The organism is Neoroseomonas marina (genome assembly GCF_012927745.1).
In the GTDB taxonomy this organism is placed as follows: domain Bacteria; phylum Pseudomonadota; class Alphaproteobacteria; order Acetobacterales; family Acetobacteraceae; genus Neoroseomonas; species Neoroseomonas marina.
On sequence record NZ_JABBKX010000006.1, the window covers coordinates 112,878 to 135,511 of the forward strand.

Genomic DNA, 22,634 nt, shown 5'->3' on the forward strand with positions numbered 1-22,634 from the left:
CGTTCCTTTCAGCGCTCGGCCGGCCGGACGTCCTGGGCGCGCGTGCGCTCGTCCACGCGCGGCGTGTGCACCAGCCCCTGGCGCATCGCCCACACGTTCTTTTGCAGATGGGTCGGGATGATGCCGTAGTCGTTCACGACGATGCGCGTCGCGTCCTGCAACAGGGCCTCGCGCCGGGCGTCGTCGAGCTCCCGGCTCGCGAGGTCCAGCGCCTGGTCGAAGGTGGGGTTGGAATAGCGGCCGCGGTTGACCGCCCCGGTGCCGCGTTCGCGGCTGTAGGTGGCGGCGACCGACCGCAGGCCGGCGAGCGGTTCCCCGGTCGAGGTCCCCCAGGACACGAGGAAGGCCGAGAAATCCTGGCGTGACGCGCGGGCGACGAAGCTTGCGAAGGGGGCGACCTCGACCTGCGTACGCACGCCGATCCGCGTCCACATCTGCCCGACCGCCTGGGCGATTCGCGCATCGTTCGGGTAGCGGTCGTTCGGCCCGTGCAGCGTCAGGCGGAAGCCGTTGGGATAGCCGGCCTCGGCGAGGAGGCGGCGCGCCGCCTCGGGGTCCGCGCGCGGCACCTCGAGGTCCGGCACGAAGCCGAAGGCGCCGGGCGGCATGACCTGCACCGAGGCGGTCGCTGCCCCTTCCATGACCCGCGCGACGATCGCCTGGCGGTCGATGGCCAGCGAGAGCGCCCGGCGCACCCTGATGTCCTTCATCGGGTTGCGGTCGAGCGGGCGGCCGTCATTGTCCGTGACGAAGGGCGTCGGGCCGGTGCGCAGGTGGTCCAGGGCGAAGTAGATGAACCGCATGCTGTCGATTTCGCTGATCACGATCCGCGGCGCGCGGCGCAGCCGGTCCGCGTCGGTCGTCGGCACCTGATCGATGAAGTCGACATCGCCGGCGAGCAGCGCCGCGGTGCGCGCCGCATCGTTGGTGATCATGCGGTAGTCGATCGCCTGCCAGCGCGGCCGTCCGCCCCAATAGGCATCGTTGCGCTGCAGTTCGATCCGGTCGCCCGGGCGATGGACGGTCATGCGATAGGGGCCGGTGCCGATCGCCGCGCGACCGGCGTTGAAATCCTCGGTCGTCGCGCCCTGATGCGTTTCCCGGTCGAGCATCGGCACCATGGCGAGGTCGTTCGGCAGCACCGGCGCGGGGCCGTTGGTGCGGAAGCGGACGGTGTAGGCGTCGAGGATCTCCACGGCGGTGATCGCCTGGGTGTAGGTGCGGAAGGATCCCGGGCTGTTCACCACGGTCGGGATGCGGTCGATGGTGAAGGCGACGTCCTCGGCGGTGAATTCCGACCCGTTCTGGAAGCGCACGCCGCGGCGGAGGCGGAATTCCCAGCTGTCCTCCCCCACCGGCCGCCAGGACTCGGCCAGGCCCGGCATGGGGCGCGCGCGGTCGTCGGTCTCGATCAGGTTGTCGAAGACCATCGAGGCGAAGGCGTTGTTGGGCGAGATGTTGTGGAAATGCGGGTCGGTCGAGGTGATCTGCGCGCCGACGCCCATGCGCAGCGTCTGCGCGCCGGCGGGCGCGGCGATCAGCGCGATGGTTGCGGCCGTCATGGCCAGGGCCTTCCTCATCGCGCGATCCTCCCGTCTTGGGTTTCGAGTCAGGCGAGCAGGTAGGCGGCCCCCGAGCGTTCGCAGATGCCGCGGATCAGCGTGTCGAGGGAGGCCGGGATCGGGATCCCCTCGGCGAGCCGCCGCCGATGCTCCGCTTCCTCGGGATCGCCGGCGACGAGAACCGGCTTCGAGGGATCGGCCGCCGGCGTCGCGTGCAGCACGTCGATGACGTCGTCGAGGTCGTCCTCGAAGGCGCCCGGGGCGCGAAAGGCGGCCGGGTCGATCGCCATGAAGAAATGGCCGATGTCGTCCGGGTCGCCCGGCTTCTGCGTGCGGTTGCGGATCGGCGAGAAGGAAGAGCCGACCAGCGTCCCGCCCAGGATATGCACCATCATGGCGAGGCCGTAGCCCTTGGCACTCGCCATCTCCGCCGTGCCGCCCAGGGGGGAGAGTCCGCCATCGGGCCGGTTGAACACGATGTCGAAGCCCTGCTTCGGGTCGGTCACCGGCTGGCCCTTCGCATCCAGCACCCAACCCGCGGGCAGTTGGCGGTCGTTGAGGTCGTAGACCTTCACCTTGCCGGCCGCGGTCGTCGTCGTCGCCATGTCCAGCACGAAGGGCGGATGCCGCTTCGCCGGGGCCGCGAAGGCGAGGGGATTGGTGCCGAGCACCGGCGCCGCGCCGCGCGTCGGCACCATGGTCACGCCGCGCGTCGCCGAGGTGACCATGCCGATCGCCCCGCGCCGCGCGGCGATGCGCGCATAGACGCCCGCCGCGCCGAAATGGTGCGAGTTGCGCACGCCGACGATGCCGACGCCGGCCTCCTTCGCCTTGTCCACCGCGAGGTTCATCGCGAAGGCCGAGACCGGATGCCCGAGCCCCGCGCCCCCGTCCACCAGGGCGGTGCAGGCGGTCTGCTTCTCGATGCGCGGCCGCGCCTGCAGCTTCAACGAGCCGTCGCGGTAGCGCTTCTCATAGGTCATCAGCATCGAGATGCCGTGGCTGTCGACGCCGAGCAGGTCGGTCTCGATCATCGCCTCCACGGTCGTCTGCCGCAGGTCGGGGGCCATGCCCCAGGATTGCAGGATGGCCTCGATCTGCGCGCGCACGCGCTCATGCGGAACGTTCACGGTGTCAGGCGCCTTCGCGGATGAAGGGGTTGGTCAGGTGGCCGATGCCGGTGATCTCGATGTCCACCACGTCGCCATGCCTGAGGTCCGGCGAGACGCCGTCAGTTCCCATCCAGATCACGTCGCCCGGATGGAGCGTGATGTTGCGCGTCATGGTCGCGATGAACTTCGCCACGCCGAACAGCATGTGGTTGGTCGCGAAGCGGGTCCGCACCTCCCCGTTCAGGCGCACGATGGTCTCGGCGGCGTCGAGGTCGAGATCGGTCTCGATCCAGGGGCCCATCGGCTTGAAGGTGTCGGTGTTCTTGGATCGCCAGAAGGTGCGGTCGGCCTTCTGCCAGGTGCGCTCGCTGACATCGTTGCCGATAGTCCAGCCGAGCAGGCAGGAGAGCGCAGTCTCCTCCGTCAGGTGCTTGGCCTTCTTCCCCACCACGGCGACGAGCTCGCCCTCGTAGTGCACTTTCTCGGTGGCGTCGGCGGGGATGACGACGGTCTCGCCATGGGCGATCAGCGCATTGGCGGCGCGGTATCCCATGTCGGGCTTGGCCGGGATGTTCGGTACCTCGCCGCGCCGGGCCGCGCCTTCCTTCACATGTTCCACGTAGTTCAGGCCCGCCGCGTAGAATGTGGGCGGGATGACCGGCACTTCGATCTTCACGGCCGGGAGGTCGTGGCGCCGTGGCGTCGGCTCATAGCCGCGGAAGGGGTCGCCGGCGACCTCGGCGATGCGGTCGCCTTCCAGGATGCCGTAGGCCGTGCGGCCTTCGGCCGAGAAGCGGATCCAGCGCATCAGGCGGCCAGCGCCTGGCGGACGAAGTCGGGCTGGAAGACCTTGTCGGCCATGACCTGGCAGCGCTTCATCAGGCGGTGCTCATCCGGGCCATAGTCCGGGATGGCATTGTGCAGCGTGCCGATGTTGTCCCAGATCAGCAGGTCGCCTTCGGACCAGACATGGGTGTGCAGGAAGCGCGGCTGCAGCTGGTGCTCGAACAGGGCTTCCAGCACGCGGTCGCTCTCGGCCTCGTCCAGTTCGTTGATCCGCACCGCGTAGCCGGGATTGCAGTAGAGCACCTTCCGCCCGGTGATTGGGTGGGTGAGGAAGACGGGGTGCACGGAAGGCGGGCGCTTGGCGCGCTGTTCCGGCGTCAGCGGCTGGCGGCCGCTGGTGCCGCGCTTGACCATCATGTCCCAGAACTTGTTGAAGTCATGCGTCGCCGTCGCGTTCTCGAGCCGGCGCTTCAGACCGGCATCCAGCGCGTCAAAGGCCGCGTGCATGTTGGCGAAGACGGTCGAACCCAGCACCTTCCCGTCGCGCCGCGGCACCTTGTGCGCGTTCAGCACGTTCACGAATCCCATCGTGTCGCGATAGGACATGTCCGTGTGCCAGTCCTGACCCGCATCCGCGAGGCCGATCGGCTGCCCGTTCTCGACGATGTTGGACAGGATGCCGACCTCGGGGATGCCGGGTTCCTGGAACTTCCCCGTCAGCGAGGTCTGGATCGACCCGAAGCGCAGCGAGAAGTCCCGCAGCGCCGCGGGTTCGAGCAACTGGCCCGGAAAGCACAGCACGCCATGCGCGCCGAGGGCGCGCAGCACGGCCGCGAAATCGGGCGACGACAGGGGTTTCGAGAGATCGATGCCGGTCACGCTGGCGCCGAGGACGCCGCCGGTCGGTCGGATGGTGAGCATCGCGCTTCTTCCCTAGCCTTCGGGCGTCTGCCGCGCCCGGCTCCCGGCAGGCTACGCCGCACCCGCCGGGGCGACAATCCACGCCGGGCTTGGAAGCATCCCGGCGCGGGGCCAGTGTGGCGCGGACGCAGGAGCCCCGATGCCGCCGCCGACCGAGACCGCAGCCGCGCCGACGATGCCGGAGGCCGCCCGCCCGGCGGGCTTCTTCCGCGACTTCCTGCGCCTGGCCGGGGGCTTCTGGCTGCGCGGCCCGCGGCGCTGGTATGCGCGGTTCTGGACGGCGGCCATGGCGCTGCTCTGCGCCGCGCAGGTCGCCCTCGCGATCCGGCTGAATCTCTGGAGCGCGGACCTGTTCGACGCGCTGGAGCGGCGCTCCATGGACCGCTTCCTCACGCAGATCGAGATCTTCGCCCTGATCGTGGCCGGCGCGGTCCTCGCCAATGCGCTGCACATGGTAGCGCGCCGGCGGGTCAACCTCGCCTGGCGCGCATGGCTGACGCAGCGCGTCGTCGGTGACTGGATGCTGGATGCGCGCCACTACCAGGTCGCGCAGATCCCGGGTGACCACGACAACCCGGATGGCCGTATCGCCGAGGACATCCGCATCGCGACCGAGTATGCCGTCGACCTTGCGCATACGCTGCTCTACGCGACGCTGCTGCTGATCACCTTCATCGGCGTGCTCTGGAGCCTGTCGGGCCGGGTCGAGGTGTTCGGCGTTCCGATCCCCGGACACATGGTCGCGCTCTCGGTCGGCTTTGCCGCGCTCGGTTCGGTGGTGGCCTTCCTGCTTGGCCGACCGCTGGTGCGTGCGACCGATCATCGCCAGACGCGCGAGGCCGATTTCCGCTTCGGCCTGGTCCGCGCGCGGGAGACCGCCGAGCCCATCGCGCTGGCGCGCGGGGAGGGCCGGGAGCGCCAGCGTCTGGCGACCCTGTTCGACGGCATCGCGCCGGCCTGGGCAGCGCAGACCCAGGGCCTGGCGCGGCTGACCGGCTTCTCCGCCGGCTACATCGCTTTGGCGCCGGTCTTCCCGATCCTCGTCGCGACCCCGCGCTTCATCGAGGGGACGATCACGCTCGGCATGCTCATGCAGACGGCGCAGGCCTTCCAGCAGGTGACGGCCGCACTCTCCTGGCCCGTCGACAACCTCCAGCGCATCGCCGAATGGCGCGCCTCGGTCGAGCGCGTCCTGTCGCTCGAGGACGGCATCCGCATCGTCGCGGCCGAAGCGGCGCGCGAGGGGCCGGACGCCATCATGCTCGACCGGACCGGCGTGCAGGGGCTCGGCGCACGCGGCCTGTGCGTGGCCGAACCGGACGGCACCGCGATCCTGAGCGACATCACCCTGCATGTCGCCGCCGGGGAACGGGTCCTGGTCGACGGCGATGCCGGCGCCGCGCAGTCCCTGTTCCGCGTGCTCGCCGGCATCTGGCCCTGGGGCCGCGGCATCGTCGACCTGCCGCCGGACCAGGCGATCGCGACGGTGGGCGAGCGGCCGCATCTGCCTGCCGGCCCGCTGCACGACGCGATCGTCTTCCCCGATGCCGCCGCGGACCATCCGCGAGAGGCGGTGGAACGCGCCCTGGTCGCCGCCGGCCTTGGATCGCTGGCCGAGCGGGTCGCGGAGGCCGCGGATTGGGAAGGCATCCTGGGCATCGTGGAACTCCAGCGCGCTGCCTTTGCGCGGCTGATGTTGCAGAAGCCGCGCTGGGTGCTGCTGGGGGACACGACCTCGGCGCTCGAGGCGGACGAGGCGGACGACATGATCCGGCTGCTCGCCGCCGAACTGCCGGAGGCGGGGCTGCTGGTGCTCGGTCGCCATCCGGGCCCGGCGGAACGCTTCACCCGCCGCCTCACCCTGCGCCGCCTGCCCGGCGGCGAGATCCTGTTGCGCGAGATCCATGCGCGGCGCGAGGCGGCCCGCGCGCCACGGCGCCGCCCGTTGCCGCTGGTGGATTGGCTCCGCCGCGGCTACGAGCAGCGCCGGCAGTACTAGACCGGGCTCTTCACTCCGAGCCGCGTCGCGGTGGCGAGGATGTTCGACCAGGTCTCGGCCGGCAGCGGCACGCCATGGGCGGTGCGGTCGGCGCGGCGCTGGTTCTCGGGGTCGCCGGGCAGCAGCACGGGCTCGGCCGGGTTTGCCGGCTGCGTCGCCGCGATCCAGTCGGCATAGACGAGGCCCATGCGCTCGAATTCCGCCTGGGTGCCGAAATGCCTGGGCGAGATGAAGACCGAGAGCATCCCGTTGGCGATGCGCCCGCGCTCGTTCACCGGGCCGGAGGTGCCGCCGGCGGTGAGGCAGCCGGCCAGCATCTCGCACATGAAGGCGAGGCCCGAGCCCTTGTGCTCGCCGAAGGCGCGGATCGCGCCCTTGCCATTGGCCGGGTTGCGCGGCCCGACCGCCTCGTAGGGGCCGTAGAGCGTGTGCGGATCGGTCGAGAGCCGCCCGTCCGGCTCGATCAGCGCGCCCTCGGGCAGCTTCTTCCCGCCCGAGGAAGCGACCAGCACCTTGCCTTCCGCGACGAGCGAGGTCGCGAAATCGAGCACCAGCGGCTTGTCGGGCAGCGGCACGCCGATCGAGACCGGGTTGGTCGAGAAGCGCCGCTCCACCCCGCCGAAGGGCGCCACCAGCACCGACCCCGCGACGTTGACGAAATGGATCGAGATCAGCCCCGCGGCGATCGCCTGCTCGGCATAGTCGCCGACGCGGCCGATATGACCGGCGTTGCGCAGCGCGGTGACGCAGACGCCGTGCTGCTGCGCGCGCGCGATGCCGAGTGCGACGGCCTGCGGCGCCACCGTCTGGCCGAAGCCCCACTTGCCGTCGAGCACGGCGAAGGCGCCGCCATCGGTCACCACCTCGGCGTCCTGGCCCTTCACCACGAAGCCGGCCTCGAGCCATTCGACGTAGCGGGGCACGCGCACCACGCCATGGCTGTCATGCCCGGCGAGGTTGGCGCCGACCAGGTGCGTCGCGATGCGCCCCGATTCCGCCGCGTCGCAGCCGGCGGCGACGAAGATGTCGCTCACCAGCGCGGTCAGCGCGGGGGTGGGGATGCGGAGCTGGTCGGCGGGCGCTTCGGCCATCGGGTGCGTTCCTCCTTGGGGAGGCGCGACATTGGCCCCGCGCGCGCGGACGGTCCAGCCGGCGCGGGTCAGCCCTGCGCGCCGGCCGCCAGGATGCGCCGGAACAGCGGCACCGCCGCGACGAGGTCCGCCACCGCGACGCATTCCCGCGGCGTATGCGCGGCGCCGATCCCGCCGGGGCCGAGCACCAGGCAGGGCGCGAGGTCCTGCAACTCGCTGGCATCCGTTCCGTAGGGCGCGGTGCGCGGCGCCTGGCCGGTCACCTCGGCGCCGAGGCGCACCAGCGGGTGGTCGACCGGCAGTTCCGGCGGCGTGCCCTCGCGCTTCTCGGTCAGCGTGACGCCGGCGCGGCGGGCGGCGTCCTGCACCGCGGCCTCGATGCCCGAATAGTCGATGCTGCGGCTGCGGCGGAACTTGATGCGCGCGGTGGCCTTCGCGACCGTCACGTTCACCGCCGTGCCGTGGTTGTCCACGACCAGGTTGAAATCGGAGAAGGGCGGGTCGTAGGCCGCATCGTGGAAGGCGGGGTCGTGGCGAAGCCGTTCGAAGATCCCCTTCATCTCGGCGAGGAAGGGGATCAGCGCCCAGTTCGCGTTGACACCCTGACCGGTCGAGGAATGCGCCTGCACCCCGGTCGCGACCGCCGTGTATTCGATGTGGCTGCGATGCCCGCGCACAGGCCCGAGGCCGGTCGGTTCCGCCACCACGATGCCCTTCAACCCGAGCGAGCGCGCGGCATCGGAGGCGGCGATCGCCCGCGCGCCCTGCTTCGATGTCTCCTCGTCGGTCGTCAGCAGCAGCGTGACCGGAACGTCCGAGGGCATGCCCCGCGCTGCGACGACGCAGGACGCGACCGGCCCCTTCATGTCGACCGAACCGAGGCCGTGCAGCACGCCGTCGATCACGCGCGGCGTCCAGGGCGGGTCGGTCCAGCTCGTCTCCGGCACCGTGTCCATGTGGCCGGAGAGCGCGTAGCCGCCCTTCGGCCCGCGATGGGCGACCAGCACGCGCTTGGCCACGCCGTTCGCGTCCAGGTAGTCCAGCCGCTCGATGTCGAAACCGGGCAGGGCGGCTTCGAGCCGGTCCGCGACAGGAATGTTCGAGACGGAGGAACGGCTGTCGATCGCAACGAGATCGGCGGCCAGGCTCAGGACGGCATCGGCATCTTCGGACATGGGCGCAGCATCCCTTGCCGGACGGGCGCGGGCAAGCGAGGCTCCCGCGCCATGACCGAAACCGCCTACCTCGACCCCCGCACGGGGCGCACCTATCCCCTCGCGACGCCGCGCTGGTGCGGCGACGACCGGGCCCCGCTGTTGCTGACGCCGTTGCCCGGCATCACGCGCGACGCGATCCGCACGGAGGAACGCTCGCTGTGGCGCTACGGCGCAGCACTTCCCTTCGTGCCGGAGGACCCGATCAGCATGGGGGAGGGGTGCACGCCGCTCGTCCCGCGGGTGATCGGCGGCGCCTCGGCGCTGCTGAAATGCGAATGGTTCATGCCGACCGGGTCCTTCAAGGATCGTGGTGCGAGCGTGATGCTGTCCCTGCTGCGCGCGCAGGGCGTGACCGATGTGCTGGAAGATTCCTCGGGCAATGGCGGCGCGGCCGTGTCCGCCTATGCCGCCGCAGGCGGGATGAAGGCGACGATCTTCGTCCCCGCCAGCACCTCGCCGGCCAAGACGGTGCAGTCGCGCGCCTCGGGGGCGACGATCCAGCTCATCCCCGGCAGCCGGCAGGATTGCGCCGATGCCGCGCTCGCGGAGTCCGAGCGAATCTTCTACGCCAGCCACAACTGGCACCCCTTCTTCCTGCACGGCACCAAGACGCTCGCCTATGAGCTGTGGGAGGATCTTGGCTTCGTCGCCCCGGACAACGTGATCGTGCCCTGCGGCGCGGGGTCGAACGTGCTCGGTTGCGGGATCGGCTTCGCGGAACTGGTCCGTGCCGGCGAGATCGCCCGCAGCCCGCGCATCTTCGCCGCCCAGCCGGCGAATTGCGCGCCGATCGCCCGCGCCTTCCTCGGGCAGGCGCCGGTCGCCGCGCAGCCGACCATCGCCGAGGGCACCGCCATCGCGCAGCCGCTGCGGACCATGGAGGTCAACCAGGTCCTCAGCGAGACCGGCGGCGGCGCGGTGATGCTGAGCGAGGAGGAGATCGCGGCCGCGACGCTCGACCTCGCCCGCACCGGCATCTATGTCGAGCCGACCTGCGCCCAGGCGGCGGCGGCCTTCGCGCGGCTGCTCGAGGCCAGGACGATCCGCGCCGACGAGACGACGGTCGTCGTGCTGACCGGCACGGGGCTGAAATCCACCCCGCGGATCGCGGAACTGCTCGGGGTGGCGGTCTGATGGCCGGCCCGCGCATCGCCCTGCTGGGCTTTTCCATCGAGTGCAACCGTTTCGCCGCCCCGGCGACGAAGGCGGATTTCACCAGCCGCTGCTACCTCGAAGGCGCGGCCATCGTCGCGGATGCGCGCAGCCCCGCCCCGCGCGCCCTGGCCGAGATGCCCGGCTTCGTCGCCGACATGGACGCCGCCGGGCCGTGGCAGCCCGTGCCGATCCTGCTCGCCATGGCCGAGCCGAACGGCCCGGTGGATGCCGGCTTCTTCGCCGAGATGATGGCGATCTGGCGCCGCGGGCTGGAGGCGGCGAAGGGCCGGGTGGACGCTGTCTATTGCGTCATGCACGGCGCCGGCCTGACGACCGTGGATCTCGACCCCGAGGGCACGCTGCAGGCGCTGATCCGGGAGATCCTGGGCGACATCCCGCTGGTCTGCTCCTACGACCTGCACGCCAATGTCTCGGACCGCATGGTCGCGACAACCGATGCCTTCGTCGGCTACCGCACCAATCCGCATCTCGACATGCGCGAGCGCGGGGCGGAAAGCGCGCAGCTGCTGCGCCGCCTGCTGGCCGGCGAGCGTTTCGTCCGCGCCTTCCGCCGGCTGCCGATCGTCGCCCCCACCGTCTCGCAGCTCACGGCGCAGGGGCCCTATGCGGAGGTGATCGACCTCGGCCAGGCGCTCGCCGCGAAGGATGCACGGATCGCGAATGTCTCGGTGATGGGCGGCTTCGCCTATGGCGACACGCCCTTCAACGGCATGGCGGTGATCGTTACCGCGACCGACGCCGCAGTGGCCGAGGCGCTGGCGGACACGCTCGCGAAAGCCGCCTGGGAACGCCGGCGCCGCTTCGTCGCCAACCTGACGTCGCTCGAGGACGCGGTGCGGCTCGCCAAGGACAGCCCGACCCCGCTCGCCTTCGCCGATGTCGCCGACAATCCCGGCGGCGGCGGCCACGGCAACACGACCTGGATCCTCGAAGCCTTCCACAAGGCGGGCGTCGAGGGCGCGCTGATCGGCATGATGCTCGACGCGCCGCTGGCGATCGAGGCGCATGGCCTCGGCGTCGGCGCGCGCTTCACCGCGCGCTTCAACCGCGACAGCACCCCCGGCGATCCCTTCCGCCGTCCCTTCGCGGCCGAGGCCGTGGTCCGCGCCGTCTCCGACGGCAACGTCACGGGCCGGCGCGGCATCTACGCCGGCACGGCGATGACGCTCGGCCGCACCGTCTGCCTGCAGATCGGCGGGCTGTCGGTCGTCGTCGTCGAGGGCCGCGCGCAATGCGCCGACCCGGTCTTCTTCGAGCATCTCGGCCTCGACATCGGCAAGGCGCGCTGCATCGTCGTGAAATCCCGCGGCCATTTCCGCGGTGGCTTCGACGAGTTCTTCCACCACGAACAGATCGTCGAGGTGGATTGCCCCGGCCTTACCTCTCCCGTGCTGTCCCGCTTCCCCTGGAAGGACCTGCCGCGCCCGCTGCTGCCGATCGACCCGGAGGCGCATTGGCCCTGACCGGGCCTTGCGCCGCGCCCCGCGCCTTGCGAGCGTGGCGACCCTTCCGATCCGGAGACGCATCGTGCGCCGCCACCTCCTGGCCCTGACGCTGCTTGCCGCCGCGCCCTTCGAGGCCTCGGCCAACACCGCCTTCTGCGAGGCGCTGAACCAGCTCGTCTCGGCGGCGCAGTCGCGCTTCGACTGGTTGCCGCCCGGCCGTCACCTCATCCCGGGGTCGATCGACGAGCGGCATGGGGTCGTGCAGCGGCCGGACGGGGAGCCGCGCGGCGTGATCGTCGCGGTGATGTATCGCCAGAACGGCCCCGTGCAGGCGAATGTGGTGCGGCAGCGCTTCGACACCCTGCAGCGGGAGGTCGGCGGCTGCCTGCCGAACGCCACCACGCTCGACACCATGCAGGGCGCTGGCGCGACACTCGCCCGTTGGCTGACCCCCTATGCCGATATCGGCCTGCGGCGCGTCGACGGCGGCGCCGAGGTCCCCGAGACCGTGATCGAACTCTCCGTCGCTTCCCGTTGGTGAACCCACGCATGACTCTCGACGACCTGCCGACGCCCTCCCTCGTCCTCGACCTGGGTATCCTCAAGCGCAACCTCGGCCACATGGCCGCCGCGGTCGCGCGGCATCCCGGGCTGAAGCTGCGCCCGCACATGAAGACGGCGAAGTCGATCGCGGTCGCCGACCTGGCCGCACCTGGGAAGGGCCCGATCACCGTCAGCACGGTCGCCGAGGCGCGCTACTTCGCCGGCGGCGGCTTCCATGACCAGATCTATGCCGTCGGCATCACGCCGGCGAAGCTCGACGCCATCGCGGCGCTGAACGCGCAGGGCGCCGACGTGAAGGTCATCACGGACGATGCCGACGTCGCCTCGACCATCGCCGCGCATCCCGGCCCGCTGCGGGCGCTGATCGAGGTCGATTGCGGCGAGGGCCGCGGCGGCGTGACGCCGGACGGCAACCTGCTGGCCGAGATCGGCGGCCGGCTCGGCGCGCGCTGCGCCGGGGTGATGACCCATGCCGGGCATTCCTATGCCGAGCGCAGCCAGGCGGGCATGGAGAATGTCGCCGAGGCCGAGCACCGCGGCGCGGTGACCGCCGCCGACCGCCTGCGCGCCATGGGGGCCAAGGTCGACGTCGTGTCGCTCGGCTCCTCGCCCACCGCGCTGTACGGCAAGGACATGTCGGGCATCACCGACGTCCGTGCCGGCGTCTACATGTTCGGCGACCTCTTCCAGGGCCAGATCGGCACCCATGGGATGGGCGACATCGCGGTGACGGTGCTGGCCGCGGTGACCGGCCGCAAGCCGGACCGCAATGCGGTGCTGGTCGATGCCGGTGCCATCGCGCTGTCCAAGGACCGGTCCACCGAGAAGGCGCCGAAGGATTACGGCTTCGGCCTGATGCTCGACGCCGACGGCAAGCCCGCCTTCGGCGATGCCATCGTGGCCCGCACCCATCAGGAACATGGCGAGGTCCGCGGCGACGGCCCGCTGCCCTTCGACCGCCTGCCGATCGGCGCCCTGGTCCGCATCGCGCCGAACCACACCTGCCTGACCGTGGCGGCCCATGACCGCTATTACGTGGTCGACGGCGGGCGGGAGGTGATCGCCGTGTGGGACCGCGTGAACGGCTGGTGACAGCCGGCCGCCGGGCAACGATGCGTTAACCTCCTGCGCGTCAGGGTGGGTCGAGCAGAACGCGACGGGAGTCTCGCCATGCCGATCCGCATCGGAACCTTTGCCCTGGCGGCCGCCGCGATGGCGGCGGCCGTCTTCGACCTGACGGGGAGCCTCCTGGCCGCCATCGCGGCGGCGGCCATTCCCTTCGCGCTCGGCGCCACGAACATCATGCCCTTCGCCGGCTGGGCCGTGCCGGTGGTATTCGTGGCCTGGGCCGTGACCGCCCGGACCCTGGCACCACCGGCCAATGCCGCTGCGCCGTCGCCTGACCGCGCCGTTCTCGCCGCCGCGCCGCCGGCCGCGGACTGATCCGCACGTACCGGCGCTTGCATTCCGGCAAACCGACCCAATTCCTGATGCAAGGAAACAGTCGGGAGCCTGTCCGGGATGCGGGTCGTCTTGGCGCAGCCGCGCGGATTCTGCGCGGGCGTGGTGCGTGCGGTGGATATCGTCGAGCGCGCGCTCGCGACCTTCGGTTCACCCGTCTATGTCCGGCATGAGATCGTCCACAACGCGCATGTCGTGGCCGATCTCAAGGCCCGCGGCGCCGTCTTCGTGCGCGAGGTGGACGAGATCCCGGAGGGCGCCGTCGCCGTATTCTCCGCCCATGGCGTGGCGCGGCAGGTGGAACGCGCCGCGGCCGCCCGCGGCCTGGACGTGCTCGATGCCACCTGTCCCCTCGTGACCCGGGTGCACAATGACGGCCGCCGCTACGCCGCCCAAGGCCGCGCCGTCATCCTCGTCGGCCATGCGGGCCACCCCGAGGTGATCGGTACCCTCGGCCAGATCGAGGGCGAGGTGCATCTGGTCGCCACGGCCGATGACGTGGCCGCCCTGCCGATCCCGCCCGACCGGCCCGTCGCCTATGTCACCCAGACCACCCTGTCGGTCGATGAGACCCGCGGCGTCATCGCCGCCATCGCGGCGCGCTTCCGCGACGTCGCGGGCCCCGACACCCGCGGCATCTGCTACGCGACCCAGAACCGACAGACCGCGGTGCGGGACCTCGCGCGCCTCGCGGACCTCGTTCTGGTCATCGGATCCGCCAATTCGTCGAATTCCAACCGGCTGCGGGAGATCGCCGCGGAATGCGGCGTATGCGCCCACCTGATCCCGGATGCCGACGCGCTGGACCCGGCCTGGCTCGAGGGGGTGCGGGTGGTGGGGGTGACGGCCGGCGCCTCGGCGCCCGAACGGCTGGTCGCAGCGCTGGTCGCGCGCCTGCGCAGCCTGGGTGCCACCTCGGTCGAACCGCTGCCCGGTCCCGTCGAGGACGTCGCCTTCCGCCTGCCGCCGCGCCTCGCCGCGGCCTGAGGCCGATCAGCCGGCGGTGATGAACAGGGCCGCTGCTCCGGCGGCGAGGCCCGCGGCCGATCCCAGACCGAAGATCCGCCCGAAGCGCGCGTCGCCAAGCGTGACGCCGTAGACCGCCTTGGCGACGATGTTGCTCGCCACCGCCACCGCGACGGCCTGCGCCGCCAGTGCCGTCGTGATGGTCCCCGGTGCCAGCAGCGGCACGGACAGGGTGATGGCGTCCACGTCGGTCAGGCCCGTCACCGCCGCGATCACGATCACCGCGGCCTCGCCCAGTCGTTCCGAGCCGAACTTCGCCAGGGCACCGACGCCCGCCAGCAACAGCGCCATGCGGAGCACGGCCCCGATCTCGAAGGGATTGCCCGGGGGCGTCGCCGGATCCGACGCGGGCGTCCGGCGCCGCATCAGAACGGCGGCCACCAGCCCCATCGCGACCGCGGCCGCCAGCAGCGCGGGCCACAGCAAGAGCGCCGTGTCGGGCGCCACCAGGAAGGCCAGCACCGCGGTCCGCAGGCACGAAACGACGCCCGCCACCAGCGCGCCGGCCGCCAGGGCGCCCGCCGCACCGCCCTTCGCCGAGGACGCCGCATTGGACAGCGTCACGGCGGTGGACGACACCAGCCCGCCCGCCGCGCCCGCGAGCAGCAGCCCGGTCCCTTCGCCGCCGAGCTTGATGCCGAGGTAGCCGAGGAAGGAGATCCCCGCGAGCAGGATGGCGAGCGTCCAGACCTTGTGCGGATTCACCCCGGCCAGCCAGGGGATCGGCACGTCCGGCACCAGCGGCAGCGCCACCAGGGTCATGGACAGCAGAAGGATCGCCGAGCGGAGCTCCACCCAGGTAATGCGCGCCATCAGCCCGTGCAGGCTGTCCCGCGCCGCCAGCACGGCCGTCATCGCGACCGCCGCCGCGCCGGCCGCCTCCGCGTCCCCCGACATGGCCAGTGCGCCCAGCGCATAGGTCGCCACCGCTGCGACGAGGCCGGTGGCGCTGTAGCGGTTCTCGGCCTGCGCTTCCCGCAGCGCGAAGGGGATCAGCGCCGCCATCAGCGCGAGGAGGCCGGCGCCGAGCAGCACCGCCGCGCCCAGCTGGCCCAGCGGGCTGGCCAGCGCCGCCACGATCCCGCCCGACAATCCGACCAGGGCGAACGTACGCACGCCTGCGGTCCGCTTGCCGGCCGCTTCGTCGCGTTCCCGCCAGTGCCGCTCGGCGCCCACCAGCAGCCCGATGGCCAGGGCGACCGCCAGGCGGCGGATCAGGTCGTCACCATGCATGGCGGCATTTCGCGCGGCGCGGCCGCCGGCCGCAAGGCCGCGGGTTGCGCCGGACGGTCCGGCGCGCCCATATCGGGGCCATGGACCTCGACTTCACCACGGCGGAACTGCACCGCTATTCGCGCCACATCCTGCTCGAGGAGGTGGGCGCGATCGGCCAGGCGAAGCTGCGCGCGGCGCGCGTGCTGGTGGTCGGGGCCGGCGGGCTGGGCTCGCCCCTCTCGCTGTACCTTGCCGCCGCCGGTGTGGGCACGATCGGCCTGATCGACCACGACGTGCTCGAATTGTCGAACCTCCAGCGCCAGGTCGCGCACACCACCGCGCGCATCGGCCGCAACAAGGCCGAAAGCGCCGCGGAGACGCTCGCGGCGCTCAATCCCGGCACGCGCGTCGAGGTCCATGCGCGGCGGATGGACGTCGCGGCGGCGCTCGACCTGATCCCCCGCTACGACATCGTCTGCGACGGCACCGACAATTTCGCGACGCGCTTCCTGCTCGGCGATGCCTGCCACCTGCTGCAGCGCCCGCTGGTCAGCGCTGCGGTGCTGCGCTTCGAGGGCCAGCTGTCGGTTTTCGCCGGCTATGACGGCATGCACCCCTGTCATCGCTGCCTGCACCCGGAACCGCCGCCCCCCGGTCTGGTGCCCACCTGTTCCGAGGCGGGGGTGCTCGGGGCGGTGACCGGCGTGATGGGCACGCTGCAGGCGGCCGAGGTGCTGAAGCTCATCATGGGCATCGGCGACCCGTTGAAGGGGCGCCTGCTGCTGTGGGACGCGCTCGATGCGCGCTTCCGCACGGTGCGGCTCAAGCGTGATCCGGGCTGCGCGCTGTGCGGAGACCAGCCCGCGATCACCGACCTGGCCGCCCATCTGGAGCCTGCCGCGCCGGTCTGCGCCATCTGATCGGGACCAGGGCGCGGAATGGCGTCCCCGGCGGGCACGACCCGCGCCCGCGTCGGGGCGGAGGCGGGGCCGCCTCGGGGTGGCGTCGCCAGGGCCCGTTCGCCGCAGGCCGGGAGCGCCGGCGCGGCATGTGTTGGGGGGGTGAAGAGTGACGCGGCTCGGGATCCTGCTGGAAGCTGGCACGCATGAAAGGGCGCATTACGCCCTGGTTGTCGCCGCCGGCGCCGCCGCGCTCGGGCGCGAGGCGACGCTGTTCGTGACCAACGCCGGCTGCGCCTTGCTGCTGGATCCGACGCCGCTGCTCGACGACCCCCGCGAAGCCCGGATCGTCGCCCGCGGCGTGGCCGGGATCGCGACGCTGTTGCCGGCCTGCGCCGAACTCGGCGTGCGGCTGATCGCCTGCGAGGCGGGGCTGAAGGCGGAAGGACTCGCCGCCCGGACGCTGGCCCCCGGCGTCGAGGTGGCGGGGATCGCCACCTTCCTGGCCGCGGTCGGCGATGGGCAGATCGTTGCGCTGTAGCGCGCTTGCTTGACCGGGTGGGGGGCGGGGGGAGAGACAGGGGCATGACAACGGCCCTGCGCTCCGGATTCGTGATGCTGGCGCTGCTTGGCGCCACGCCTGCGCTGGCACAGTCCAGCCTCGGCGGGGCGGGAAGCCTGCCGCCGCCGCAGCGGCCGGGCGGCGCGCCTGCACCGAGCACGACGCCCCCGGCCACCGCCCCCGCCACGCCGCCGCGGCAGGCGACGCCCGCGCCCGCGCCTCCGAGCCGGCCGCAGGCCCAGCAGCGGCCGAACCCGGCGCGTCCGCAGGCCGCCGCGCCTGTGGTGCGTCCGCCCTCGCGGCCCGACGCCCGCCCGCCAGGCGGCACCTCGGCGGCACGCCAGGGCACCACGTCGCGCCGCGCCGGGGCTGCCGCGGGCGCCGCCGGTGCGGCGGCCGGCGCCGCGGCCGCCCCGCGCCCCGCCGAACCCGCGCCGGTGGCGCCGCCGCCGGAACCGCAGCAGTCCATCGGCTCGGTCACCAACCTGCCGCTGCCCCGCTTCGCCGCGCTGCGGTCCGACGAGGTGAACCTGCGGACCGGCCCGGGCACGCGATTCCCCATCGAATGGACCTATCAGCGCCGTGAGCTGCCCGTGGAGATCACCCGCGAATTCGAGCTCTGGCGCCGCATCCGCGATCCGGAGGGCACCGAGGGCTGGGTCCACCAGTCGACCCTGATGGGCCGGCGCAGCGCCATCGTGCGCGGTGCGCCGAACGCCGAGGTCGTCCTCCGTCGCCGGCCCGAGGAGACGGCCAACCCCGTGGCGCGCCTGCGTCCCGGCGTGATCGTCCGGCTCCGCCAGTGCGAGGCGCACAACGCGTGGTGCGAGGCGCAGGTCGGCGACCATCGTGGCTATGTCCGCCGCACCGATGTGTGGGGCGTGCTGCCGGATGAGGAAGTGAAGTAGCACCGCTTGCCGGGCCGGCGCCGGCCGGCCTAGCCTCGCGTCCATGTCGGACGACACTCCCATCCCGGCGACCCACGATATCGGTGGCCTCGCCCGCTTCCATTGCACGCCCGTCGAGCATGACGAGGTTCCGCCCGATGGCTTCGGCCGCAAGGTCGATGCGCTGCGCCAGGTCCTCGCGCAGAAGGGGCTGATGACCGTGGACGAACTCCGCCGCGGCATCGAGAGCATCCCCGAGCCGGAGTATTTCGCCCTCGGCTACTACGAGCGCTGGCTGCGCTCGATCACCGCGCTGATGATCGAGAAGGGCCATGTCCAGAAGGACGTGATGGAATGAGCGACGCGCCCCGCTTCGCCCCCGGCGCGGCCGTGCGCGTGAAGGACGACTGGCCCGAGCGCCGCGGCCCCTGCCACATCCGCACGCCGCACTACATCCGCGGCCGCCGGGGGACGATCGTGCGTCCCCTCGGCGCTTTCGCGAACCCCGAGGACCTTGCCTTCGCCCGACCCGCGCCGAAGCGCACGCTCTATCACGTGCTCTTCGAGCAGGAGCCGATCTGGCACGAGGGCAAGCCGGCCGACACCATCATGGTCGAGGTCTTCGAACACTGGTTGGAGGAAGCCTGATGGCCGCCCCCCCGCGCCCCGACAGCCTCGCGTTGCTCGACCGCCTGATGGCGGCGCTCGAGGCCAAGGGCATCGTCACCGAGGCCGAGATCGCCGAGCGCCAGGCCAATACCGACAAGGCCAGCCCCGAGACCGGCGCGCGCATGGTCGCCAAGGCCTGGACCGACCCGGCCTATCGCCAGTTGCTGCTGACCGACGGCAAGGCGGCGGCCGAGGCGATGGGCGTGTCGATGGCCGGCGCGCCGCCGCTCGGCGTGCTCGAGAATACGCCGACGCGGCATCACCTGGTCGTCTGCACCCTGTGCTCCTGCTACCCGCGCGCGGTGCTGGGCTACCCGCCGAACTGGTACAAATCCTTCGCCTACCGGTCGCGGGCGGTGCGCGAACCGCGCGCGGTCCTGGCCGAATGGGGCCTGAACCTGCCGGACAGCGTCGAGGTCCGCGTCGTCGACAGCACCGCCGACTATCGCTGGATGGTGCTGCCGATGCGCCCCGCGGGGACGGAAGGCTGGGACGAGGCGCGGCTCGCGAGCCTCGTCACCCGCGACGCCCTGGTCGGCGTCGCGGTCGCGAAGCCGGCCTGATCAGCCGCGGCCCGGCCAGACGCCGGGCCGGACCGCCGCGGCGCAGATCGCGCCATAGGCGGTGATGCCGAGGGCGACCGCGACGAACTGGCCGGTCAGCCCGTGGCCCATCACGTCCGACAGGACCCAGCCGCCTCCGACCGCGAGGCCGATGCGGCTGAGGGCGGCCGCCACCGGCCAGGCCATCCGGCCCGCCCCCATGGCGGCGAAATACAGCGCCATGCCGATGCCGAAGCCTGGCATCGCCCATCCGATGATCGACAGCGCCTCCGTCGCGATGACGCGCACGGCGGGATCGGTGGTGAAGAGTGCGGCCGTCGTCGCGGGGAAGATCGCCACGGGGATGCCGACGGCGGCCGTGACGCCGAGGGCGAGTGCCCCGCCGGCCCAGGCCGTCCGCCGCGCCTCCGCCCAATCCCGCGCCCCGACGGCCCGACCCACCAGGGCGGTGAGCGCAGAGCCGACCCCGAAGGCGAGCGGGACCATCAGGAACTCGATGCGCGCCGAGATGCCGTAGCCCGCGATGGCCGCGGCGCCGTGCCGGGCGATGCGGGCGGTGACGAGGATGGTGGCGAGGTTCGCGATCGTCGCCATGGCGCAGGCGATCAGCCCCACGGCGAGGATGCGTTGGAAATAGGCCCCGCGCATCGGCGTGCGCAACGCCGGCGTGAAGCCGGCCCCGCCCGCCATCACGGCGGCGGCCATGACCGCCGCGGCGCCCCACATCGCGATGGCGAAGGCGAGGCCCGCGCCTGGCAGGCCCATGCCGAGGGGTTCCATCAGCAGCCAGGCGAGGGGCGGGAAGGCGACCCAGGCCCCGATGATCCCCCGCGCCGCCAGTGCGTGCCGGCCGCCACCGCGAAGGATGGAGGCGAGGGTATTCGCCAGCCAGGTCGGCAAGGCGCCGGCGCCGAACAGGAACGCGGAGTAGCCGGCCGCGGCGGCCGCCGTTTCCGGTCCGCCGATCAGGCCCAGCACCGCGTGCGGGAACAGGGCGAGCGGAATGGCGAAGAGCGCCGCCCCCGCGCAGGCGATCACCAGCGCATGCGTGGCGAGGGCGGCCGCTTCCTCGCGGTTGCCGGCGCCGAGCGCCCTGGCGATGGCCGAGACGACGCCGCCGCCCATGGCGCCAGCCGACATCTGGCCGAGCAGCAACGCAAAGGGCAGCACCAGCGCCCAGCCCGCCAACGCAAGCGTGCCCTGCCGCGCCGCGAGCCAGGGCTCGATGAGCAGGGCGCCCACCTGCGTCGCGGCCAGCAGCGTGGTCGGTGCCGCAAGTGCCAGGATGCGGCGGATGCGATCCCGCGTCGCCAGGGTGGGTGCCGGCGCGGCGGCCGTGGTGCCCGCGTCACCCATCGGCCCGGCCCTCGCCGAACCGGCGGCGCACGGCGTCGTTCGCGCCGGGGCCGGGCAGGATGCGGACCTCCTCCGGCAGGATCCGCGTCCCGTCGGCGCGCAGCGGGTCCGGGGCCTGCACCGGCGCACCGGTCAGGATGTCGATCATCACGGTGGGTGGTCCTTCCGGGCCGGAGAGATGCCGCGCGCCCCAGTCGCGGATGGCGAGGTAGAGCGGGAAGGCATCCCGCCCGCGCTCGGTGAGGCGATAGGCGTGCCGCCCGCCATCGGGCACGCGCTCGAGGATGCCGTGCTCGACCAGGGCGGACAGGCGCGTCGAGAGGATGTTCGGCGCGATACCGAGGTTGCGTTCGAAGGCGTCGAAGCGGGTGGTGCCGGCGAACGCCTCCCGCAGCACCAGGATGGTCCAGCGCTCGCCCAGCACCGCCATGGCGCGGGCGACGGGGCAGCGCATGCGGGCGAAGTCGGTCCGTTGCATGGCGGGTCATCCAGTGACCGGCGCATCGGAGCCGAAAAGCTTTCAATTTGCAAGTAAGCCGGCGCCGAGTCTTGTCCACAGGATTCTGTGGCTCTGCACCATCGCAGTGCTTGTGTCCTAGCCACCCTTTTGCCTACTGTATCTTGTGTCTGGGGGACATCGGGGGAGTTCAGCCATGGACTGGACGGCGGAGGCGATCGAGCGCCTGAAGGCGCTCTGGGCCGAGGGTCACTCGACGGCGGAGATCGGTCGCCGGATGGGTATTTCGAAGAATGCCGTGGTGGGCAAGGCGCATCGCCTGAACCTGTCCGCGCGTCCGAGCCCCATTCGTCGGGACGCGGCGCCGCGACCGGCCCCGGTGCCGCGGGCTCCGCGCCCCGTGCCGGCGCCGATCCAGCGCCTTGCGCCCGCGCCGGTGGTGCGTGCGGCCGTGGCGCCCGCGCCGCAGCCCGTGCCGGCGGTCGCCGCCGCCCCGGTCCCGGTCGTTCGCGGCTTCCCGTCGGCCCGGCCGCGCCTCGGCGCGCGGAGTTGCTGCTGGCCGATCGGCGAGCCCGGCACCAGCGGGTTCCGCTTCTGCGGCAGCGAACCGATGGCCGGCAAGCCGTACTGCACCGAGCACGCGGCGCTTGCCTATGTGAAGCCGCGCGATCGGCGCGAGGACGCGGCCTGAGGCCCGCCGGAGGGGCTCCGCCCTTCCAGGTCGTCCCGCCAAGGGTCTGATGGCCTCAGGCCCTCAGGAACAGGTGCCGGGTAGGGCGGGCTTGGACCGCCTGTCCGGCGCTTTTTGTTGGCTCCGGTCCGGTGCCGGGCGGCCGGTAGAGGTCGCCAGCCCGGACGGCTGACGACGCGCCGTACCTCTGGGCGTGCGCCCTAGCCCCGCCGCGGGGATCCGCCCTCGATCGTCGACGCCGCTTTCTGCTGATCGAGCCGCGCCAGATCGTCGGCCAGGTAGCCCTGCAGGATCTCGGCCGTGTCGATGGTCGCCGCGGGCGACCGCCCGGCGCGCGCGATGCCGGGCGCGGCTGCGGCGCGGATCGCTTCCGCGCGGTCGGCGAACCAGGCGTCCCGGGCCTGTGCCGACGCGAAGCGGGCAGGCGGCATCGCCACCGTCGTATCGATGTAGCGGCGGGTGCGGCCCGTCCGGACCGCGTCGGCCACCTGGATCACCGCCGTGGGACCGGTGGGCTGCGGATGATGGATGTCCGGCGCGAAGTCCCGCACCGGGCGCAGCATGGCCACGGTGTCCATCCGGCCGACCGCCGTGCACCGCGCCTCGACGATCGCGGTGCTGCGCGGCAGCGCCACCTGCGCCGGCGTCGTCACCGTGCCGATCACCGCCTGCGTCGCCGTGTTGGTGAGCACGCAGGATGCGCCCGGCGGTTCCGACGACAAGGTGATGGTGCCGGGATACGGCCCCGGCCGTCCCTCGCCAGCCAGGGCGGTGCTGTCCGCGACCGAACTGCCGCACCCAGCCAGCACGGAGGGTCCGAGGAGACATGCGGCCAGGATGGCCATCCGGCGGCGCGCGGCGGTCGGGTACGGCATCGGGTTCCCCTTCGATCGGGCGCACGATCGCGCACGACGTCCTCATGCCGGAACGTTAATCATTCGAAAGAAACAGGCAACCACGAAACCGTGAGGACCC

General features: G+C 72.2%; 24 protein-coding genes. 14 read left to right on the forward strand and 10 right to left on the reverse strand.

Annotated features, from left to right (window positions below):
- Window positions 1-8: 8 nt before the first annotated feature.
- Genes GWK16_RS17160 through GWK16_RS17175 form a run of 4 tightly spaced genes read right to left on the reverse strand, consistent with a single transcriptional unit; the run spans window position 9 to window position 4,381 of the window.
- Window positions 9-1,580 carry an ABC transporter substrate-binding protein gene (locus GWK16_RS17160; protein ID WP_248291443.1) on the reverse strand — a complete coding sequence of 524 codons (1,572 nt, stop codon included), beginning with the start codon at window positions 1,578-1,580 and terminating at the stop codon, window positions 9-11.
- A 29-nt stretch (window positions 1,581-1,609) separates the two neighbouring features.
- Complete coding sequence (locus GWK16_RS17165; protein ID WP_170055211.1) at window positions 1,610-2,692, reverse strand: Ldh family oxidoreductase; 1,083 nt, start codon at window positions 2,690-2,692, stop codon at window positions 1,610-1,612.
- Between the two features lie 4 nt (window positions 2,693-2,696).
- Complete coding sequence (locus GWK16_RS17170; RefSeq protein WP_170055212.1) at window positions 2,697-3,482, reverse strand: fumarylacetoacetate hydrolase family protein; 786 nt, start codon at window positions 3,480-3,482, stop codon at window positions 2,697-2,699.
- Entirely contained in the window at window positions 3,482-4,381 is a 900-nt protein-coding gene (locus GWK16_RS17175) for a TauD/TfdA dioxygenase family protein (protein ID WP_170055213.1), read from the reverse strand. Before GWK16_RS17175 ends, GWK16_RS17170 begins: the two co-directional genes overlap by 1 nt.
- A gap of 139 nt (window positions 4,382-4,520) precedes the next feature.
- Here GWK16_RS17175 and GWK16_RS17180 point away from each other — a divergent pair, with 139 nt between their 5' ends.
- Entirely contained in the window at window positions 4,521-6,380 is a 1,860-nt protein-coding gene (locus GWK16_RS17180) for an ABC transporter ATP-binding protein/permease (protein WP_170055214.1), read from the forward strand.
- On the opposite strand, the gene GWK16_RS17185 is transcribed toward GWK16_RS17180, so the two are convergent.
- Window positions 6,377-7,471 carry a malate/lactate/ureidoglycolate dehydrogenase gene (locus tag GWK16_RS17185; protein ID WP_170055215.1) on the reverse strand — a complete coding sequence of 365 codons (1,095 nt, stop codon included), beginning with the start codon at window positions 7,469-7,471 and terminating at the stop codon, window positions 6,377-6,379. The two genes, GWK16_RS17180 and GWK16_RS17185, sit on opposite strands and share 4 nt — an antisense overlap.
- A 68-nt stretch (window positions 7,472-7,539) precedes the next feature.
- On the reverse strand, window positions 7,540-8,646 hold the full coding sequence (locus tag GWK16_RS17190) for a M20/M25/M40 family metallo-hydrolase (protein ID WP_170055216.1): 1,107 nt from the start codon (window positions 8,644-8,646) through the stop codon (window positions 7,540-7,542).
- A 51-nt stretch (window positions 8,647-8,697) separates the two neighbouring features.
- On the opposite strand from GWK16_RS17190, the gene GWK16_RS17195 reads away from it, so the two are divergent.
- From GWK16_RS17195 to ispH, 6 genes are all read left to right on the forward strand, one after another.
- Window positions 8,698-9,822, forward strand: coding sequence for a pyridoxal-phosphate dependent enzyme (locus GWK16_RS17195; RefSeq protein WP_170055217.1), 1,125 nt, complete (start codon window positions 8,698-8,700; stop codon window positions 9,820-9,822).
- Window positions 9,822-11,327, forward strand: a complete 1,506-nt coding sequence (locus GWK16_RS17200) for a M81 family metallopeptidase (protein ID WP_170055218.1) — start codon at window positions 9,822-9,824, stop codon at window positions 11,325-11,327. The genes GWK16_RS17195 and GWK16_RS17200 overlap by 1 nt, the downstream gene beginning before the upstream one ends.
- 64 nt (window positions 11,328-11,391) lie before the next feature.
- Window positions 11,392-11,850 (forward strand): hypothetical protein, encoded by a 459-nt coding sequence (locus GWK16_RS17205; protein WP_170055219.1) that lies wholly within the window; start codon window positions 11,392-11,394, stop codon window positions 11,848-11,850.
- An 8-nt stretch (window positions 11,851-11,858) separates the two neighbouring features.
- Entirely contained in the window at window positions 11,859-12,965 is a 1,107-nt protein-coding gene (locus GWK16_RS17210) for an alanine racemase (RefSeq protein ID WP_170055220.1), read from the forward strand.
- A 78-nt stretch (window positions 12,966-13,043) separates the two neighbouring features.
- Window positions 13,044-13,316, forward strand: a complete 273-nt coding sequence (locus tag GWK16_RS17215) for a hypothetical protein (protein ID WP_170055221.1) — start codon at window positions 13,044-13,046, stop codon at window positions 13,314-13,316.
- A gap of 78 nt (window positions 13,317-13,394) precedes the next feature.
- Window positions 13,395-14,321, forward strand: a complete 927-nt coding sequence (ispH, locus tag GWK16_RS17220; protein WP_170055222.1) for a 4-hydroxy-3-methylbut-2-enyl diphosphate reductase — start codon at window positions 13,395-13,397, stop codon at window positions 14,319-14,321.
- A 6-nt stretch (window positions 14,322-14,327) separates the two neighbouring features.
- Here ispH and GWK16_RS17225 read toward each other — a convergent pair whose 3' ends face one another.
- Window positions 14,328-15,593, reverse strand: a complete 1,266-nt coding sequence (locus GWK16_RS17225) for an MgtC/SapB family protein (RefSeq protein WP_170055223.1) — start codon at window positions 15,591-15,593, stop codon at window positions 14,328-14,330.
- An 80-nt stretch (window positions 15,594-15,673) separates the two neighbouring features.
- Between GWK16_RS17225 and GWK16_RS17230 the strand changes: the two genes are divergently transcribed.
- From GWK16_RS17230 to GWK16_RS17255, 6 genes are all read left to right on the forward strand, one after another.
- Entirely contained in the window at window positions 15,674-16,495 is an 822-nt protein-coding gene (locus tag GWK16_RS17230; protein WP_170055356.1) for a HesA/MoeB/ThiF family protein, read from the forward strand.
- A gap of 148 nt (window positions 16,496-16,643) precedes the next feature.
- Complete coding sequence (locus GWK16_RS17235) at window positions 16,644-17,015, forward strand: DsrE/DsrF/DrsH-like family protein (protein WP_170055224.1); 372 nt, start codon at window positions 16,644-16,646, stop codon at window positions 17,013-17,015.
- A gap of 44 nt (window positions 17,016-17,059) precedes the next feature.
- Window positions 17,060-17,944: an SH3 domain-containing protein gene (locus GWK16_RS25020; protein WP_248291444.1), complete on the forward strand. Its 885-nt coding sequence runs from the start codon at window positions 17,060-17,062 to the stop codon at window positions 17,942-17,944.
- A 43-nt stretch (window positions 17,945-17,987) separates the two neighbouring features.
- Window positions 17,988-18,281 carry an SH3-like domain-containing protein gene (locus GWK16_RS25765; RefSeq protein ID WP_170055225.1) on the forward strand — a complete coding sequence of 98 codons (294 nt, stop codon included), beginning with the start codon at window positions 17,988-17,990 and terminating at the stop codon, window positions 18,279-18,281.
- Window positions 18,278-18,571 (forward strand): SH3-like domain-containing protein, encoded by a 294-nt coding sequence (locus GWK16_RS25770; protein ID WP_170055226.1) that lies wholly within the window; start codon window positions 18,278-18,280, stop codon window positions 18,569-18,571. Before GWK16_RS25765 ends, GWK16_RS25770 begins: the two co-directional genes overlap by 4 nt.
- Entirely contained in the window at window positions 18,571-19,155 is a 585-nt protein-coding gene (locus GWK16_RS17255; RefSeq protein ID WP_170055227.1) for a nitrile hydratase subunit alpha, read from the forward strand. The genes GWK16_RS25770 and GWK16_RS17255 overlap by 1 nt, the downstream gene beginning before the upstream one ends.
- Here the strand turns inward: GWK16_RS17255 and GWK16_RS17260 are convergent, their stop codons facing one another.
- Both GWK16_RS17260 and GWK16_RS17265 read right to left on the reverse strand, forming a co-directional pair.
- Entirely contained in the window at window positions 19,156-20,511 is a 1,356-nt protein-coding gene (locus GWK16_RS17260; RefSeq protein WP_170055228.1) for an MATE family efflux transporter, read from the reverse strand. It lies immediately after the preceding gene.
- A complete protein-coding gene (locus GWK16_RS17265; RefSeq protein ID WP_170055229.1) occupies window positions 20,504-20,989 on the reverse strand; it encodes a winged helix-turn-helix transcriptional regulator in 486 nt (161 codons plus the stop codon). The genes GWK16_RS17260 and GWK16_RS17265 overlap by 8 nt, the downstream gene beginning before the upstream one ends.
- A gap of 175 nt (window positions 20,990-21,164) precedes the next feature.
- Between GWK16_RS17265 and GWK16_RS17270 the strand changes: the two genes are divergently transcribed.
- Window positions 21,165-21,659 carry a GcrA family cell cycle regulator gene (locus GWK16_RS17270; RefSeq protein WP_170055230.1) on the forward strand — a complete coding sequence of 165 codons (495 nt, stop codon included), beginning with the start codon at window positions 21,165-21,167 and terminating at the stop codon, window positions 21,657-21,659.
- A gap of 200 nt (window positions 21,660-21,859) precedes the next feature.
- Here the strand turns inward: GWK16_RS17270 and GWK16_RS17275 are convergent, their stop codons facing one another.
- Window positions 21,860-22,534: a hypothetical protein gene (locus GWK16_RS17275; protein WP_170055231.1), complete on the reverse strand. Its 675-nt coding sequence runs from the start codon at window positions 22,532-22,534 to the stop codon at window positions 21,860-21,862.
- Window positions 22,535-22,634: the final 100 nt, after the last annotated feature.

Excerpts from the sequence above, each read along its gene's own strand:
- GWK16_RS17260 (WP_170055228.1), bottom strand. The coding sequence starts at position 20,511 with ATGGGTGACGCGGGCACCACGGCCGCCGCGCCGGCACCCACCCTGGCG.
- GWK16_RS17270 (WP_170055230.1), top strand. The coding sequence starts at position 21,165 with ATGGACTGGACGGCGGAGGCGATCGAGCGCCTGAAGGCGCTCTGGGCC.
- GWK16_RS17210 (WP_170055220.1), top strand. The coding sequence starts at position 11,859 with ATGACTCTCGACGACCTGCCGACGCCCTCCCTCGTCCTCGACCTGGGT.
- GWK16_RS25765 (WP_170055225.1), top strand. The coding sequence starts at position 17,988 with ATGTCGGACGACACTCCCATCCCGGCGACCCACGATATCGGTGGCCTC.
- GWK16_RS25770 (WP_170055226.1), top strand. The coding sequence starts at position 18,278 with ATGAGCGACGCGCCCCGCTTCGCCCCCGGCGCGGCCGTGCGCGTGAAG.
- GWK16_RS17255 (WP_170055227.1), top strand. The coding sequence starts at position 18,571 with ATGGCCGCCCCCCCGCGCCCCGACAGCCTCGCGTTGCTCGACCGCCTG.
- GWK16_RS17225 (WP_170055223.1), bottom strand. The coding sequence starts at position 15,593 with ATGCATGGTGACGACCTGATCCGCCGCCTGGCGGTCGCCCTGGCCATC.
- GWK16_RS17265 (WP_170055229.1), bottom strand. The coding sequence starts at position 20,989 with ATGCAACGGACCGACTTCGCCCGCATGCGCTGCCCCGTCGCCCGCGCC.
- GWK16_RS17175 (WP_170055213.1), bottom strand. The coding sequence starts at position 4,381 with ATGCTCACCATCCGACCGACCGGCGGCGTCCTCGGCGCCAGCGTGACC.
- GWK16_RS25020 (WP_248291444.1), top strand. The coding sequence starts at position 17,060 with ATGACAACGGCCCTGCGCTCCGGATTCGTGATGCTGGCGCTGCTTGGC.
- GWK16_RS17190 (WP_170055216.1), bottom strand. The coding sequence starts at position 8,646 with ATGTCCGAAGATGCCGATGCCGTCCTGAGCCTGGCCGCCGATCTCGTT.
- ispH (WP_170055222.1), top strand. The coding sequence starts at position 13,395 with ATGCGGGTCGTCTTGGCGCAGCCGCGCGGATTCTGCGCGGGCGTGGTG.
- GWK16_RS17215 (WP_170055221.1), top strand. The coding sequence starts at position 13,044 with ATGCCGATCCGCATCGGAACCTTTGCCCTGGCGGCCGCCGCGATGGCG.
- GWK16_RS17180 (WP_170055214.1), top strand. The coding sequence starts at position 4,521 with ATGCCGCCGCCGACCGAGACCGCAGCCGCGCCGACGATGCCGGAGGCC.
- GWK16_RS17170 (WP_170055212.1), bottom strand. The coding sequence starts at position 3,482 with ATGCGCTGGATCCGCTTCTCGGCCGAAGGCCGCACGGCCTACGGCATC.
- GWK16_RS17200 (WP_170055218.1), top strand. The coding sequence starts at position 9,822 with ATGGCCGGCCCGCGCATCGCCCTGCTGGGCTTTTCCATCGAGTGCAAC.
- GWK16_RS17230 (WP_170055356.1), top strand. The coding sequence starts at position 15,674 with ATGGACCTCGACTTCACCACGGCGGAACTGCACCGCTATTCGCGCCAC.
- GWK16_RS17160 (WP_248291443.1), bottom strand. The coding sequence starts at position 1,580 with ATGAGGAAGGCCCTGGCCATGACGGCCGCAACCATCGCGCTGATCGCC.
- GWK16_RS17275 (WP_170055231.1), bottom strand. The coding sequence starts at position 22,534 with ATGCCGTACCCGACCGCCGCGCGCCGCCGGATGGCCATCCTGGCCGCA.
- GWK16_RS17185 (WP_170055215.1), bottom strand. The coding sequence starts at position 7,471 with ATGGCCGAAGCGCCCGCCGACCAGCTCCGCATCCCCACCCCCGCGCTG.
- GWK16_RS17195 (WP_170055217.1), top strand. The coding sequence starts at position 8,698 with ATGACCGAAACCGCCTACCTCGACCCCCGCACGGGGCGCACCTATCCC.